We start from the raw sequence: 15,672 nt of genomic DNA on the forward strand, positions 1-15,672 counted from the left end.
ACTGATTCAATCATTCAACTCAATTGTAGGTAATTTAACAATTGAAATTTACTTGGCATAACCTTATAAATTAATTAATAATCAACAAAATAATGAATAACCTTTATAACGTTTATAATGCTAATATCAATGACGACATTGAAATAGCAAAACTAATAAGCGTATTTAAGGAATGCAACGAAAATATAGTTTATTTATCGCTAATCGTAAACAAATTAAAGGCTTTCATGCCTTTAACCGTTGAAAATTACGACGATCTTACGGCGATTGATTTAGTTTTTATAGACGGCTTTATTTCTAAATTTATAAAACTACAGGATGTTATTGAGGAAAAACTGTTTAGGCTGATTTTAATTAATTTAAAAGAAAATGATTTTAATTCTACAAACGCACCTTTCACAAATGTTTTAAACAAGCTGGAAAAATATCGGATTATCGATAGCGCTGAAGAATGGCTGAATTTGAGAAACATTAGAAACTCTTTTGCGCAAGAATATAAGGCAGACTTATTGAAGCGAATCGATGCATTAAATAAATGTTTTAATAATTTGTATAATCTTTACGATATATACGTTAAAATAAAAAAATATGCGGAAAATAAATTATCGACATTGAAAAATATCGATATTTCCTGCATATAAAACCCCTGAATTAGATTAAAATTACGCATTATTTTATTTAAAATTCGCTATATTATTTAATTTCTGAACAGACCGTTTGAGACCGTTTAAAAAGTAGTGCTATTCGGTTCTCTCGCAAAAAATAAAATGACTAAAAACTCCGATATAGACATCGCGGCATGGAACATACCGAACGATTTATTTTACAAAGCCGCCGCTTTTGCGACAGGCTATAGCAATAAATGGAATGTTGATTTAGTCGACTTTGACGATTGCAAGGAATCTTTAAAAAAAGCTATTCTTGCCGAAGGTATAATATTATTTAAGGTATAATATTATTGATAATAAATAAATCTGACCCTTTTTTCTTTTTTTCTTATCAATATACATCGTCATGGGTTCCGACATCCACTGGAATAATAGAATCGTCTTTAATTAAAAACTCAACGGTTATCCTATATTGTATGTTTATAGATACGGAGTAAAGGCCATTCAAGCCACCTTCCAATTTGTGCAGCCTGAGCGAATTATGAAAAGGGTTTAATCCAAGCAATTCTAAAGTTTTAACATATTGATTGAATATATCGGGATGCTTCTTTAAAAAACGTTTTTCTTTCTTAGTATAGCTTTGGGTAAAAATTATATCATAAGCCATTGCGAAGTTTTTTTAAATGATTTTTTACGCTTTCTTTAATAAACCTTCCGTTTTCTATATCTTTTTTCGTATCCTCTATTGCCCTGCTAAGTTCGCATTCCCTAAGATACTGATAGTAATCAAAATCGATAACTACGAATTTACGTTTGCCTCTTACCGTTATAACGGTTTCATTGTCCAAAATCGAAGCCCCTTTTGTTTTTAATTCGTTTGCCGTTATACTTAGCATATATGCCTCCTGCTTTTTCAACAATAATTAAATAATAGATATTTATTAAGATAAGTTTTATTATAGCACTGCTTATAATACTTTTCAATAAAAGTTGACAACATAAAAGTTGACAACCCTAAACCCGATTTAGAAATTTAATATTCCTTTTTTTAAAGCCTAAATTTTTATTTTTAATGTTAGGGTCAGAAAAAAGAGAAGAAAAAAGGGGTCAGATTTATTTATTATTCTACGAGCATCTCTCTAATTGAAGTTTTGACGGACAGTATTACATCTTCGCTTATTCTTCCGAGTTTTTTAACTAACCGCTGTTTATCTATTGTTCTTATCTGGTCAAGGACTATCCAAACCGTTTTGCCTTCAAAGGATAGCTTGATCCTGGTCGGATAATCATGCGATTTTGTAGTCATTGGGGTTATAATAACCGTCCTGATATTATCGTTCATTTCGTTTGGCGAAATTACAAGACAGGGTCTCGTCTTTTTCATTTCATGTCCGATAGTCGGGTCGAGATTTACGAGACACACGTCATACTGGCTTATTTCCATTCCCAATTCTCTTCCCCGTCAAGATCTAATGCGTCGTCAATAATCAATGCGTCGTCGTTTCGTCTGCGCATTAGCTTAAAAGCATTATCCCATCCGTCTCTGGGCTTATTTTTGGCAGGTTTTAAAATTATTTCATTGTCTTTGACCTCAAGATCCAACTCTTTTTCTATATTGCACTGTTTAAGGATTGCCGACGGTATTCTTATGCCTTTTGAATTGCCGATAGTTATAATATTTAATTTCATAAATGTAATTATAAAGTAATTACGGTAAAAAGTCAATATAATTTTTTAAAACTGAACAGATAGGCATGAATATACTTATCGTTCATAAGTTATTAATTAACTTTTTTATCCTGGTAAATATGTTCGTACCTATCTACCAAAAATTTTATTTTCTCATTTTACATAAGTTAAAAATTACACCTGCGTAAAATGTTAAAAATAAAGGGGTTAGATTTATTTCGCTCCGACTGGCATAAAAGCTTCGCTTTTATAAACGCCCGCCTCCGTATTCTACTCCCGACTGAATAATAAATAAATCTGACCCCTTTTTTCTCTTTTTGCTAAAAATTTTACTTTATTTTAGACCCTTTTTTTATTTTTAATAGACATTTTAGGTAAACGGAATAAATTTGCCATAAATCTTAAAAATATGTATAATCTTATTTAAAATAATTCGCGCCGTATGCGCCGCATAAGATATACGCACAATATATGAATATTCTTCACGTCATATCGTCTAGGGGCTGGGGAGGAGCGGAAAATTCAGCCGTCTATCTTGCCAAAACCCAGATAGAAAAAGGAAATTCCGCTTTCTTTTTCATTCATTCCTTTAACGACAAACTTATAAATATCTTAAAAACTAACGGCGTTAATTTTTATTCGGCATTTAATCCGGAAAGAAAAAATATATACGCATTAAATAAAATTATAAAAATATGCCGTGAAAATAAAATAGATATTATACATACGCATCTCGGCACTGGAAGTTATCTTGGGGTTCTAGCCGGAAACTTTCTTAAAATTCCGGTAGTCAGCACTATAAATATATTCAGCGGTTATCATTATTACGCGCTTGCGGATGCGTTATGCTTCGACAGCAATGCCGTGAAAGACTATCATATGAAATACTTCTCGACGCCCGAATATTTAGAATACAAGCCTAATTTAATAGAATCTGCCGTCAACAAAATTTTTAAGCTTTCTTACAAAACCGTTAATAATTTAGAGGAATTAAAAAATAAATCCCATGTAGTATACGAAAGAATAGACGAATCGCATTTCATTAATTATAAAGACAGATTAAACGAATTCGATAATTATTTTAATATAGGCATGACGGGAAGGATAGACGAACAGAAAGGACAGATTTATTTTATAGAAGCGGCGGAACTTTTAATTAAAGAATACCGTAACAATTCAAACGTTAAATCAAAAGTGAAGCCGCTTATGTTTCATATAGTAGGAAGCGGCAAAACCGAAAACAATTTAAAACGGATAACCAAAAATAAAGGGATAGCAGAAAATTTCAGATTTTGGGGTTACCAAAAAGACGTGAGAAAATTCGTCAATACTTTCGACGTATGCGTTTCCTGTTCGTTAAACGAACCTTTCGGCATTAATAACCTGGAATATATGTTTATGAAAAAACCCTGCATAGCTGCCTCTTCCGGCGGAATTCCGGAAGTTTTCGGCGACACCAATATCCTTATTACCCCAAAAGACCCCTTTAAACTCAAAGAAGCTATTAAAATTTATATAGAAAACGAAAATTATAAAAACGAACAAGCATCTAAAGGTTTTGAAAGAGCCAAAAAAGTTTTTTCTTCCGATATTTCCTATAAAAAAATCATGGACGTTTACGGCGAGGTTTTGGATAATCAAAAATCAAAATTTGCATACAGGTAAATATGTTCGCACCTATATAACATCTATTAATTTTATTCTTTTTCGCTTTATTTTCTTTATGCATTAAATTATAATATTTCATACAAAATCAATAATAAATAATTGCTTATCAATTGTTTATTGCTGCGTAAAATGAAATCTATAAAATCAATCAATAAATAAATAAATAATAATAATAATAATAATAAAAATAATAAAACATTATACATGAAGCTATCTGTCATTATACCTTGCTACAACGAAGTTAAGACTATTGAAGAAATTATAACGGCCGTCAAAAACTCCCCTTACGAAAATAAAGAAATAGTAATTGTAGACGACTGCTCTACAGACGGAACGAGGGAACTGCTTAAAAACGGACTTGAAAAACAGGTCGACAAGGTAATTTACCATGAAGTAAATTCCGGCAAGGGAGCGGCGATCAGGACTGGAATAGCCGAAGGCGATATGGTAATAATTCAGGACGCAGATCTTGAATACGACCCCAAGGAATATCCAAGCTTAGTCGAGCCCATACTTAAGGGCAAGGCCGACGTAGTTTTCGGTTCTCGCTTTATAACGACGGAAACCCGCAGGATACTTTATTTCTGGCACAGAGTCGGCAACGGCATCCTGACCCTGCTTTCCAATATATTTACCAACTTAAACCTGTCGGATATGGAAACCTGCTATAAGGTTTTTAAAAGCGATATAATAAAGAACATAAAAATCGAAGAAAACCGCTTCGGCTTCGAACCTGAAATAACCGCTAAAATTGCTAAAATAAAAGGCGTACGCATTTACGAAGTCGGTATATCCTATTACGGCAGAACGTACGACGAAGGCAAAAAAATCGGTTTAAAAGACGGTTTCAGGGCGCTATACTGCATAATAAAATATAACGTTTTCAGGAAATAATTTATAGAAACAAATTTATATAAGAAAATCTACCGTTACAATTTCCTCTTTTTCTAAAAATATGAAACTATCAGGATTTACATATATAAGAAACGGTTCGTCACTGCACTACCCGTTCATAGAATCTATTAAATCTTTGCTGCCTATAGTCGATGAATATGTAGTTTTGGTTTGCGACTCCACTGACGACACAAAAGAACTTATAGAAAATATTAGCGACCCTAAGATAAAAATATACGACTCCGATTGGAACGATGCAGAAAAACTGAAAGGTGAAATACATTCCCATAAAACCAATGAGAGTCTTAAACATATCACCGGAGATTTCGGATTTTATCTTCAGGGAGACGAACTGATTCACGAAAAAGATTACGACGGTATATTAAAATTCCTTGAAGAAAATAAGGACGACGCATCTATAAAAGGTTTTGTTTTTAATTATATGCATTTCTTCGGCGGTTTTTTCAGCTATCCCAAAAAAGAATATATGGAAAAAATATTTTATTACGACAAAGAAACGAGGATCATAAGAAACGATAAAACCGTGCTTTCTTCCGGAGACGCAACCGGTTTTGCGGAAATAAGCGGAAAAGCCGTTTCGTTAGAAAACGGCAACGCTTTAAAGATGCCTGAAGATATAAAAATATATCACTACGGAAAGGCTTTAAAACCAGAATATAATTATAAAAAAGAACTTAATACCTTAAATATTAACGAATCCAAATTAACAAGAAAACTTAAAACATGGGCTTTTAATTTCAGCCCTAAAGTTGACAAATATATTTTTAACGATTTCAATTTCCTTGAATTCGTCGACAAGGAAAATCTGCAATTCCATCCAGAACCTATAAGATATCTTGCCGCTCAACAGGACTGGGATGTAAAAGATTTCATAAATTATAAAAGAAAACCGAATGCAATAAGAAGATTTTTTAAAATTACCGTTTACAGGATAATAAACGAAATATATAGCGGAATAAAAAAAATAAAATGAAAATTTTTTTTGACGCGCGGCTCATAAATTATGCAGGACTAGGAAGATACGAAAGGGAACTTATAGCCGAGCTTTTAAAATTAAATCCGGATATCACGTTTTATGTTATAGGAGAAAAAGACAAAATAACGTCTTATATAAACGATTTCAAACTTAATCCTAAAAACTTCGTCGTTATAGACTTAAAAATTAAAAAATATACCTTTAGCGAGCAGTTTAAACTTATCAATATAATACGCAATATGGAATTAGAAAAAAAAGTTGATATTTTTCTTTTTCCTCATTTCAACGTACCATTTTTATATATTCCAAAAAATTCGGCGGTTATAGTCCACGATTTGACATTTTTTCACTTTCCTCGATATTTTGGACGCATAAAAACAATGCTGGCTAAATTAGTTCTTAAAAACGTTCTGATTAAGGCAAAAAAAATCATTACGGTTTCAAATTTTGTCAAAAATGATATTATAAATATGTTCGGTTCTGAATCAGGTAAGCATAAAAATTCAAAACTTGACAAAAATATATTGCAGGATAAAATAACCGTCGTATATTCGGGATATTCGCCTAAATTTAAACCTGCTTCCGAAAATAAAATCAAGGAATTTAAAATAAAAAATAATCTCGACCTTTTTATACTTTATTGCGGCAATCGTAAAAAACATAAGAACATTATAAACCTAATTAAAGCATTCCGTGAAGTAAAAAAAGAATTTGCGGATTTGAAACTTATTTTAATAGGAAAAAGATTTGAAAAACCGAATAAGCAAGATTTTATCGACGAATTCATAAATAAAAACGGCGTTAAAGACGTAATATCGGTAGAATATGCAAGCGACGACGATTTAAATCTTTATTACTCGGCTTCAAGCGCTTTCGTTTTTATATCGCTTAGCGAAGGGTTCGGATTTGCGCCACTTGAAGCTTTGGCGTCAGGCACAAAATTAATCCTCGCCGACAACAGCGCATTACCGGAAATTTTTGGAAATTCTGCCGTTTACGTTAATCCTTACGATATTAACGATATTGCCGGCGCTATAAAAAAAATACTAAAACTATCGCCAAACAACAAAGAAAAGCAGGAGCAGGAAACAGAAGATAAGTACAAATCGGCGAGAGAAACAATTTTAAACAGTTATCCCAACGATTTATGGGCAAAAAATATCTTGAAAGTATTAAATAATATTAAACCAAATTCATAAAATTATTACATTATACATTGGAATCAAAATTAGAAAAAATAAAATCTATAAGAAAGTCTGAAATTGAAAAGCTTGCCGCCTCGCCTCTTAAAAGAAAGGTAAAGAAAATCGTATATCTTTTAAAATACGGCATGCCGTTAGGCAAATTTATTAAATATGCTTTTTCCTACTTATTCATAATACCTATCGCAAAAATAAAAACCAATTTAAAAAGCAAACCGATTAAAAAGAAATACTTTGAAAACGGAACGAACGATACATGTTATATAGCCGTCAACATCGGCAACGCCGGCATAGGCGACGCTATCGTGGCGATAAGATTTTTAAGGGATTTTACCAGCTTCGTAACTAAAGGCACGAACGGACATTTAGTCTTCGACGTTTTCTACAGGTCGCCCGACTCCATAAAGTTTATTACGGCGGCTCTGCCTAACGTCAGAAGTGTTTTAAACCTGCCCGATTATACGCTTATGCGCAAATTTTACGATATAGACTTAAAATTAAATACTTTTTTCATTAAAGAAGAAATTAATGATAATGAATTAAGCCGCAAAAAAATATCGGAAAAATTTCCGTCTATTTTAAAAATTACCGAAAACATTAAAACCAACCGGTCATCTCTCGAAAAATATATTAAAACCCGTCCTTTCAGCGAAGGCATATTATCGGACGCCGTAACTGCTATGGGACTTTCGCGCGCGGTTTACCTTAATAATACTGCCGGAATAGCAACCCCTGACGACACGCTTAAACTTAAAATAGATATATATTCGGCAGAAACGATAACGTCAAAATTTAATTTGCAAGGCGTAAAATTTATCACCGTTCACGACGGATGGGACGAAAACACTAAAACAAAAACCGGCTCGTCGACGAAATCTTATCCGCCCCAAAAATGGCAGGAACTAGTAAGCTTGCTAAAGCATGAATTCCCCGACTATACGGTCGTTCAGCTCGGCGGCCTCGGCAACGGCTCCGACATTACGGGCATCGACTTAAACTTAAGGGGAAAAACGACCCTAAAGGAAGCCGCCTCTCTTCTTGCGGTATCTTCCCTGCATATCGACACAGACTCCGGACTCGTGCACATCGCCGTTTCACTTGGAACTCCATGCGCCGTTCTTTACGGTCCAACTAATGCCGACTACTGTTCTTATTCACGGTTTCCAAACTATATAACCGTCACCCAAAGCTTGTGCGGAAACTGCTGGTGGAGCACCGACGACTGGATGGAAAACTGTCCAAGAGGGCTTAACGCTTCAGAATGCATGAATTCAATTGAACCTATAGATATAATAAAGAGTATAAACGAAATACAAATATTAAACAAATGATGTTAAGACAAAAAATAAATAAAATAAAAAGGCGCTCATATAAATTATACAACAAGCTGTTTATATACCTGCCGGTCGATATACTGATTTATTTTCGCAATCTTTTACGCGGCGTACGCGGCGTTTTTCGTTCAGAACGTTCCACTCCTGCTGAAAATCAAGAAAAGCGTGTCATAATATTCCGGCACGACGGCATAGGCGATTACGTACTGTTCAGAAACTTCCTCGAAGTATTAAAAAAAAGCCCCCGATTTGCCGGCTATAAAATAACGCTCCTCGGCAATGCCGCATGGAAAGACCTTGCGGAATTTTTGGATAAAGACTATATAGACAAATTTATCTGGCTCGACAAAAAAAGTTTTACGGTAGATTTCTTTTACAGATACAAAAAATTCAAGGAAATAACCGCCGTTAAATACGACATCCTTATTCATCCTTTCAGCAGGGAATTTTTTAACGCCGATAACGATTTAGCTTTTCTTATAAAAGCCGACAAGAAAATCGGAAGTATCAGGCTCCCCCGCTTTACAAAACCGTATAAAAATAAAATCCTCGAAAAAATTTATAACGAATTAATCCCAGACGTTGAAAACATCCGGTTTGAATTTTATAAAAATAAAAATTTCTTTGAAAAACTGCTGTCTGAAACCGCAGCCGAAAAAATAAGCGCCGAAATAAGTTTAAACAGACCTTTTATAAATCTGCCGGCGCGTCAGGCGGCGACTACTGTCTCTGCCGCTCCTGCCCCTGTCTCCGCCGCCGACTCAGCTCCAACCCCTGCTCTTTCCGGCATTGCCGATTTAAAATCAAAACTTGGAATTTCCTCTCCTTACGCCGCGTTTTTTATCGGCGCAAGCGTTAAGCACAGAAAATGGTCGCCCGAATACTTTGCCGAAACCGCCCGCTACCTCCATACAAAATACGGCTTTCACATAGTCTTGTGCGGCGGAAAAAGCGAATTAAACGACGCCGCCGAATTTAAAAAACATTTTCCGTCCGACCTTGCAGACAACGCCTCGTTTACCGACGCCGTAGGAAAAATATCGCTTATAGAACTGTTCTATATCGTCAAAGACGCCTCTTTGGTTATCTCCAACGAAACTATGGCGCCGCATATCGCAATGGCGCTTGCAAACGCCGGCACTGTAAATGATGCAAGCCGAACAAACCAAACTGCCTCCGCAACATCCGCGCCTGACTCTCCCAATATACCGTCCGGCTCTCCGTCTTTAACCTCAGCCCCAGCCCCAAAACCAGCCGTAATCGTAATCTCCACAGGCGAAGACTCATTTGAACATTTCAGCCCTTATCCAAAAGAAATAACCGGTAATTCCAATTATGCAATAGTTTTTCATCCGCACATAGAACAAAACCCAAAAGAATATATTGATATTGCAGCGGCATTAGGACGAGGCTACGACGACAGGTTCGATATTTCGGAGATAACCGTTAGAGCGGTTTTGAATAAAATAGACAAAATTTTATAAAGATAATTATTTTTATTTTTTATAGTAGCAAAATTTATTATATTAGCAAATTACGTATTATAATTGTTGCAAAATAAAATAAAATATTAAATAATTAAATAATTGCGTTATTAAACATGCATTTAATCGTTTAAATATTAAAAATGACAATTCCCGCAAACAGACTTAAAAAATATGTTACTATTTAAAAAAGTCGAATTAACTTATTTTTAAATTTATTCAGGTTATTTCTTTTAAATAATTAAACCTGCCAAGGATAAAAACAATACCGTATACTATGTTATCAAACAAGCAAAGATTTATAAAAAATTTGACGTTTTTATTCAGCTCCCGCATTTTGAGCGCGATATTAACTCTTGTGGCTAATATTTACCTTATAGAAAGATTAGGATCTTCTATATTCGGCGAATTTGCTTTTGGAGTAACTTTAGTCGGATACTTTATTTCTATTGCAGATACCGGATTATCGCCTTTCGGCGAAACGGCGGTAGCAAAAAATAAAAGCAATATAGCGGAAATTATAACCAATATTTCTTCTGCAAGGCTTTTGCTCTCATTTATTTCGTTTATAATTATTATTTCCATAGGATTAATATTTTTTCAAGACGCTCCCCGCCAAAAAAATATAATTATCGCTTTTTCTTTATTGCCGTTAATATACTCTTTTAACTTCTCATGGGCGTTACGAGGCATGGAAAAAAATCACGTTATTTTATTTACTAATTTTATAAACAGCCTATTATTTTTACTTGGAATTTTATTGATAGTAAAAAATTTTAACTGGTATTTAACGGCGGTGTTATTATATTTAGCCGGAAATTTAACTGCGGTGCTGATTCAAACCAATTATATAGAAAAAACCGTAAAAAAAATAAAAATTAATTTTGCGTTTAATGCGGTAAAAAAAACTGTTAAAAATTCCCTGCCTTTTGGAATATTTTCATGGGTCAGCATTTTATATATAAGCTATCCTATAATTTTCCTAAAGATTTTTAATAATAACAAAAATATAGGTTATTATTATATAACCTACAAAATAATAGGATTTATATTTATGATGCTTAATTTAACCGGCAACGCTTTTATTCCCGTTATATCGGATGCTGTAAAAGAAAAAGACAAAATAAAAGAATCTAAATTATTAAGCGAGTTTATAAGATTTATTTATACTTTTTCTTTGCCTGCAATTTTTGGGGGTTATGCAATAAGCAGCGCTTTAATTATAGAATTATTCGGAATAAAATTAATAACAGCCGCCGGTCTTTTAAGAATAATGATATGGTCAATATTGCCTGTCGGAATAAGTTCAGCGCTTATATCTTATCTTATGGTAAAAAACGCAAGAAAATACCTCGTGAAGTCTGCATCCTTTGCTTCTTTAGGAGGATTTATTTTTGCATTTTTCTTTATTAAATATTACGGACTTAAAGGAGCCGCATATTCTTTAATTTTTATAGAACTTTTAATGGCAGGCAGTTTATTATATTTTACTCATAAAACCGTTAAAATTAAATTTGATACGATAAATTTTATAAAAGTTTTACTGTCGTCATTAATAATGGGATTTATAGTAATAGAATCCCGACAAAAATTAATTTTAAGCATAATAATAGGCATGTTCGTTTATGCTATGTTCTCATTAATTTTAAAAACTATCGGCAAAAAAGATATTATGGAAATTAAAAAATTATTGACCGTTAAAAAAGCTCGGTAATTATTCAATCTTCATTATAATTTTATACTTCATTTTTTACCCTTTCTAAATCCGCTTCTACCATAAGCTCTATCAGTTCCTTCATAGAAGTCTTAGCTTCCCACCCAAGCTTCTCTTTAGCCTTTTTAGGATTTCCTAAAAGTCTTTCGACTTCTGCCGGTCTGTATAATTTAGGGTCTATTTCTACGTAATCTTTATAGTTTAGTCCGACATAGGAAAAAGCGGTTTCGCACATCTCCCTTACGGAAAAGGTTTTACCGGTCGCGACAACGTAATCGTCCGGCTTATCCTGCTGAAGCATAAGCCACATAGCTTCTATGTAGTCTTTTGCGTAACCCCAGTCTCTCTGGGCGTCTATGTTGCCGAGGTAAAGCTTTTTCTGTTTGCCGTATTTTATTCTTGCGACGGCATCGGTAACTTTTCTCGTAACGAATTCTATGCCTCTAATCGGCGATTCATGATTGAACAGTATTCCTGCACAGCCGAATATGTTAAAACTTTCCCTGTAATTTATAGTAATATGATGGCCGAACATTTTAGCGACTCCGTAGGGGCTTCTCGGATGAAATACCGTATCTTCGCACTGTATGGTTTCGGAAGTCTTACCGAACATCTCGGACGTTGAAGCCTGATAAAACTTAATTTTATTATTTACGATTCTTATAGCCTCAAGAACGTTCACTACCGAAAAACCCGTAACCTGGGTAGTTAAAACCGGCTGCTGCCACGACGTTCCCACGAAACTTTGAGCTGCTAAGTTATATACCTCCTCGGCTTTGGAAGTTTCCAGCGCCCTTATTAAAGAAGATAAATCAAGAAGGTCGCCGTCTATTATTTTTACTTCGTCTAAGATATTTAAATACCTGAGTCTCCAAAGAGTATCCGAACCCCTTCTTGCAAGAAAACCGTAAACATTATAACCTTTTTCGATTAAAAACTTAGCGAGATATGCGCCGTCCTGCCCCGTTATTCCGGTTATAAGAGCGTTTTTTGCCATAGCTTCTTTCATCCTCCGTTTTTTATATTGTATTTTTAATTAATTTATCTTAACTTTTTTCTCCAGTAATTTAAAATATCTTCTATGCTTTTTTTAAGCGGTATTTTTGGCTGCCAGCCGGTATATTCTTTAAGTTTATTACTGCTTCCGTAAATTCTTTCCTGCTCGTTCGGCCTTAACTTAGCCTCGTCTATTTTTATTTCTGCTTCTATGCCCGTTATTTCAAACATTAAATTTAAAATAGACCGCAAGGAAACTTCGCTTCCGGAACATACGTTAAATACATCAAACTTATTATTTATATCATAAACTTTTTCGTTTTCCAATAATAATTTATAAACTTCCGCTACGTCCCTTACGTCTAAAAAATCCCTGGTTACGTCGATATTGCCGGTAGTAATTACCGGCTTTCTTAATCCAAGCTCTATTTCTATTACCTGCTTTGCAAAAGAAGATACAGCAAAGCTTTCACTCTGGTTCGGGCCTATGTGGTTAAAAGGCCGTACTATTATAAACCGCATATCCGGTTCCGTAACCGACCACTGATAGCACAGGGCTTCTACGGCAACTTTACTTACGGCATAAGGATTTCTGGGCTTAAGAGGATATTCTTCTTTTATCGGAAGAGAGCTTTCATTTACTAGACCGTAAATATCTCCGGAACTAACATAAAGTATTTTGCCTTTAAAACCTGTTTCTTTTAAAGCACTTAACAGGTTAAAAGTGCCGGTAAAATTTATGTCGAAAGTCTCGAGCGGATTTTTAAAAGACTCAGGAACAAAACTCTGTGCGGCTAAATGGATAACTGCGTCGAATGCCGGAATACCCGGAGCCGATAAAAACGATTTTAATCTGGCGGCGTCTCTTACGTCTATTACTCCTTGTTTGTCTTCCAAAGGGATACATACGTGGGGTATGGGTATGGGTATAATAGATTGCGGAGATTTAAGAAATTCTAAAGATTGTATATTTTGCGGCAAGTTTTGAGAATCGCCAAACGCCCGTATTACATAATAACCTACAAAACCGGAAGCGCCTGTTATTAAAATATTCATGACAATAGATTTTTTCTTTAAAAAATATGAAATATAATATACAATATTTATAATTATAATTTATTATATTATACAAAAAAAATTCGTAAAACAAAATAACAACTTTAAATTTTTATTCATCAATAAAATTAACAAACATGATTTTAGCTTAAGGCGATTTGTGAATTATGAATAATATACTTATTTTAGGCGGGGACGGATACTTAGGTTGGCCAACCGCAATGTATCTCTCAATGAAGAATTGCAAAGTAACCGTGGTTGATAATTATTTGAGAAGGAATTTATGCAATAAATTAGATATATATCCGTTGTATAATATTCCAAACCTTATTCATAGGGCAACCTTGTGGCATCAATTAACAGGTTTAGAAATAAAAGTCGTAATAGGAGACCTTCAAAATCCCGAACTTATGAGGTCATTATTTAACGGAACAGTTAAATACGACTGGGCGATAACAAATCAATTCTCTGGAATTCCAAGCACCGTCGTTCATTACGCAGAAATGCCATCCGCTCCTTATTCTATGATAGATTATAAAACTGCAAATTTTACTATATCAAATAATTTAATTACAACTAATAATTTAATGTGGGCGGTAAAAGATTTTTCTCCTGATACTCATATTGTAAAACTAGGAACAATGGGTGAATACGGAACTCCAAATATTGACATAGAAGAGGGCTGGTTAGAAATAGAACATAAAGGAAGGAAGGATAAATTTCTATATCCAAGGCAAGCTGGTTCGCTATATCATACTACTAAAATAATGGATACCGATTTACTTTGGTTTGGGGTTAGAATGTGGAATTTAAAAGTAACCGATTTAATGCAAGGTCCTGTATATGGCTTGGAAATTGAAGATATTAAATTAAAATTAGACGAAAATCTTTATACCATATTTAATTACGATGAAATTTTTGGAACTGTTATTAACAGGTTTATTGTTCAAGCTATCGTGGGGTATCCACTGACCGTTTATGGTGCAGGAGGACAAACGAGGGGCTATATCAATATTAACGATACATTGCAATGTATTTATCTATCTATTAAAAATCCTCCTCAAAATGGCGACCTCAAAATATATAATCAATTTACCGAAACATTTACGGTAAATGAATTGGCTGAACGCATTAAATCTATGGCTGATAAATTAGGATATGATTGCAAAATAAATTCGATAAAAAATCCGAGAAAAGAACAAGAAAATCATTATTACAATGTAAATCATAAAGGTTTGCTCGACATTGGACTTAAACCGCATTACCTAACAGACGAAGTACTGGAAAGAATGTTTAAGGTCGTCGAAAAATTCAAAGATAATATTAAAAAAGATATTATTTTCAAAGGGATAAAATGGTAATTTTTATATAATTTTATACTAAGAACGATCTTTATATTAATATGAATTAGTAAAACATAAGGAAAAATAGAATAGAGATGAAAGAACCTTTTATAGCACCAATATTAAGACAGATACGAATTAGAAAGGTTTTACCTGTAATACAAAAGGTAAATAATTGTAGAGTTTTGGATATAGGCTGCGGTTGGAACGCCAAATTTCTAAGTATTATAGAACCTTATATTGATAAAGGTGTAGGAATTGATTTTAAGCGCCTAATATGCAAACAGAAAAAATAAAAACCATTCAGACTACTATTATGGATAAATTACCATTTGAGGATTATTCATTTAATGTTGTTACTATGATGGCTGTTTTAGAGCATTTACAAAACCCTTTGATAATTATCAAAGAAATAGATAGAGTTTTAGAAGTGGGGGCAATTAATTATTACCGTACCAAGTAAAATAAGTAAGCCTGTTTCAGAGTTTTTAGCTTTTAAAATGCATATTATAAATGAACAAGAAATTAAAGACCATAAAAAATATTATAACAAAAAAGATTTATACGATTTATTTAAGTATACTAATTTAAAAATAATTCAACATTATTATTATCAATTAGGATTAAATAATTTCTGTTTATTAATAAAAGAAACATAAAATATTTGCGTATAAACGAATATTGCGT

General features: G+C 33.6%; 16 protein-coding genes and 1 pseudogene. 11 read left to right on the plus strand and 6 right to left on the minus strand.

Going from position 1 to position 15,672, the window contains the following annotated elements:
• Nucleotides 1-92 precede the first annotated feature (92 nt).
• Nucleotides 93-641 (plus strand): hypothetical protein, encoded by a 549-nt coding sequence (locus tag EVJ48_06320; GenBank protein RZV38719.1) that lies wholly within the window; start codon nt 93-95, stop codon nt 639-641.
• A gap of 126 nt (nt 642-767) precedes the next feature.
• Nucleotides 768-953, plus strand: a complete 186-nt coding sequence (locus tag EVJ48_06325; protein RZV38720.1) for a hypothetical protein — start codon at nt 768-770, stop codon at nt 951-953.
• A gap of 46 nt (nt 954-999) precedes the next feature.
• Here EVJ48_06325 and EVJ48_06330 read toward each other — a convergent pair whose 3' ends face one another.
• The 4 genes from EVJ48_06330 to EVJ48_06345 form a co-directional block, all read right to left on the minus strand.
• A complete protein-coding gene (locus EVJ48_06330; protein ID RZV38721.1) occupies nt 1,000-1,275 on the minus strand; it encodes a plasmid stabilization protein in 276 nt (91 codons plus the stop codon).
• Nucleotides 1,265-1,504, minus strand: a complete 240-nt coding sequence (locus tag EVJ48_06335) for a type II toxin-antitoxin system Phd/YefM family antitoxin (GenBank protein ID RZV38722.1) — start codon at nt 1,502-1,504, stop codon at nt 1,265-1,267. The genes EVJ48_06330 and EVJ48_06335 overlap by 11 nt, the downstream gene beginning before the upstream one ends.
• 224 nt (nt 1,505-1,728) lie before the next feature.
• A complete protein-coding gene (locus EVJ48_06340; GenBank protein RZV38723.1) occupies nt 1,729-2,052 on the minus strand; it encodes a type II toxin-antitoxin system PemK/MazF family toxin in 324 nt (107 codons plus the stop codon).
• Complete coding sequence (locus EVJ48_06345; GenBank protein RZV38724.1) at nt 2,043-2,297, minus strand: AbrB/MazE/SpoVT family DNA-binding domain-containing protein; 255 nt, start codon at nt 2,295-2,297, stop codon at nt 2,043-2,045. The genes EVJ48_06340 and EVJ48_06345 overlap by 10 nt, the downstream gene beginning before the upstream one ends.
• A 471-nt stretch (nt 2,298-2,768) precedes the next feature.
• Here EVJ48_06345 and EVJ48_06350 point away from each other — a divergent pair, with 471 nt between their 5' ends.
• From EVJ48_06350 to EVJ48_06380, 7 genes are all read left to right on the plus strand, one after another.
• Nucleotides 2,769-3,962 carry a glycosyltransferase family 1 protein gene (locus tag EVJ48_06350; protein RZV38725.1) on the plus strand — a complete coding sequence of 398 codons (1,194 nt, stop codon included), beginning with the start codon at nt 2,769-2,771 and terminating at the stop codon, nt 3,960-3,962.
• A 207-nt stretch (nt 3,963-4,169) separates the two neighbouring features.
• A complete protein-coding gene (locus EVJ48_06355; protein RZV38726.1) occupies nt 4,170-4,859 on the plus strand; it encodes a glycosyltransferase family 2 protein in 690 nt (229 codons plus the stop codon).
• 61 nt (nt 4,860-4,920) lie between these two features.
• Entirely contained in the window at nt 4,921-5,853 is a 933-nt protein-coding gene (locus EVJ48_06360) for a glycosyltransferase (protein RZV38727.1), read from the plus strand.
• A complete protein-coding gene (locus tag EVJ48_06365) occupies nt 5,850-7,055 on the plus strand; it encodes a glycosyltransferase family 1 protein (protein RZV38728.1) in 1,206 nt (401 codons plus the stop codon). Before EVJ48_06360 ends, EVJ48_06365 begins: the two co-directional genes overlap by 4 nt.
• Before the next feature lie 17 nt (nt 7,056-7,072).
• Nucleotides 7,073-8,389: a hypothetical protein gene (locus EVJ48_06370; GenBank protein RZV38729.1), complete on the plus strand. Its 1,317-nt coding sequence runs from the start codon at nt 7,073-7,075 to the stop codon at nt 8,387-8,389.
• Nucleotides 8,386-9,876, plus strand: coding sequence for a lipopolysaccharide heptosyltransferase family protein (locus EVJ48_06375; protein ID RZV38730.1), 1,491 nt, complete (start codon nt 8,386-8,388; stop codon nt 9,874-9,876). The genes EVJ48_06370 and EVJ48_06375 overlap by 4 nt, the downstream gene beginning before the upstream one ends.
• Nucleotides 9,877-10,153: 277 nt before the next feature.
• Entirely contained in the window at nt 10,154-11,590 is a 1,437-nt protein-coding gene (locus EVJ48_06380) for a hypothetical protein (protein RZV38731.1), read from the plus strand.
• A gap of 22 nt (nt 11,591-11,612) precedes the next feature.
• Here EVJ48_06380 and gmd read toward each other — a convergent pair whose 3' ends face one another.
• On the minus strand, nt 11,613-12,587 hold the full coding sequence (gene gmd, locus EVJ48_06385; protein ID RZV38749.1) for a GDP-mannose 4,6-dehydratase: 975 nt from the start codon (nt 12,585-12,587) through the stop codon (nt 11,613-11,615).
• A 44-nt stretch (nt 12,588-12,631) separates the two neighbouring features.
• Nucleotides 12,632-13,642 (minus strand): NAD-dependent epimerase/dehydratase family protein, encoded by a 1,011-nt coding sequence (locus EVJ48_06390; protein RZV38732.1) that lies wholly within the window; start codon nt 13,640-13,642, stop codon nt 12,632-12,634.
• Between the two features lie 167 nt (nt 13,643-13,809).
• Between EVJ48_06390 and EVJ48_06395 the strand changes: the two genes are divergently transcribed.
• Together EVJ48_06395 and EVJ48_06400 are read left to right on the plus strand one after the other, a co-directional pair.
• On the plus strand, nt 13,810-15,003 hold the full coding sequence (locus EVJ48_06395; protein RZV38733.1) for an NAD-dependent epimerase/dehydratase family protein: 1,194 nt from the start codon (nt 13,810-13,812) through the stop codon (nt 15,001-15,003).
• Nucleotides 15,004-15,080: 77 nt separating this feature from the next.
• A pseudogene (locus EVJ48_06400) lies at nt 15,081-15,644 on the plus strand (class I SAM-dependent methyltransferase).
• The last annotated feature ends 28 nt before the right edge of the window (nt 15,645-15,672 follow it).

The organism is Candidatus Acidulodesulfobacterium acidiphilum (genome assembly GCA_008534395.1).
Lineage (GTDB): Bacteria > SZUA-79 > SZUA-79 > Acidulodesulfobacterales > Acidulodesulfobacteraceae > Acidulodesulfobacterium_A > Acidulodesulfobacterium_A acidiphilum.

Excerpts from the sequence above, each read along its gene's own strand:
- EVJ48_06320 (RZV38719.1), top strand. The coding sequence starts at position 93 with ATGAATAACCTTTATAACGTTTATAATGCTAATATCAATGACGACATT.
- EVJ48_06325 (RZV38720.1), top strand. The coding sequence starts at position 768 with ATGACTAAAAACTCCGATATAGACATCGCGGCATGGAACATACCGAAC.
- EVJ48_06330 (RZV38721.1), bottom strand. The coding sequence starts at position 1,275 with ATGGCTTATGATATAATTTTTACCCAAAGCTATACTAAGAAAGAAAAA.
- EVJ48_06335 (RZV38722.1), bottom strand. The coding sequence starts at position 1,504 with ATGCTAAGTATAACGGCAAACGAATTAAAAACAAAAGGGGCTTCGATT.
- EVJ48_06340 (RZV38723.1), bottom strand. The coding sequence starts at position 2,052 with ATGGAAATAAGCCAGTATGACGTGTGTCTCGTAAATCTCGACCCGACT.
- EVJ48_06345 (RZV38724.1), bottom strand. The coding sequence starts at position 2,297 with ATGAAATTAAATATTATAACTATCGGCAATTCAAAAGGCATAAGAATA.
- EVJ48_06350 (RZV38725.1), top strand. The coding sequence starts at position 2,769 with ATGAATATTCTTCACGTCATATCGTCTAGGGGCTGGGGAGGAGCGGAA.
- EVJ48_06355 (RZV38726.1), top strand. The coding sequence starts at position 4,170 with ATGAAGCTATCTGTCATTATACCTTGCTACAACGAAGTTAAGACTATT.
- EVJ48_06360 (RZV38727.1), top strand. The coding sequence starts at position 4,921 with ATGAAACTATCAGGATTTACATATATAAGAAACGGTTCGTCACTGCAC.
- EVJ48_06365 (RZV38728.1), top strand. The coding sequence starts at position 5,850 with ATGAAAATTTTTTTTGACGCGCGGCTCATAAATTATGCAGGACTAGGA.
- EVJ48_06375 (RZV38730.1), top strand. The coding sequence starts at position 8,386 with ATGATGTTAAGACAAAAAATAAATAAAATAAAAAGGCGCTCATATAAA.
- EVJ48_06380 (RZV38731.1), top strand. The coding sequence starts at position 10,154 with ATGTTATCAAACAAGCAAAGATTTATAAAAAATTTGACGTTTTTATTC.
- gmd (RZV38749.1), bottom strand. The coding sequence starts at position 12,587 with ATGGCAAAAAACGCTCTTATAACCGGAATAACGGGGCAGGACGGCGCA.
- EVJ48_06390 (RZV38732.1), bottom strand. The coding sequence starts at position 13,642 with ATGAATATTTTAATAACAGGCGCTTCCGGTTTTGTAGGTTATTATGTA.
- EVJ48_06395 (RZV38733.1), top strand. The coding sequence starts at position 13,810 with ATGAATAATATACTTATTTTAGGCGGGGACGGATACTTAGGTTGGCCA.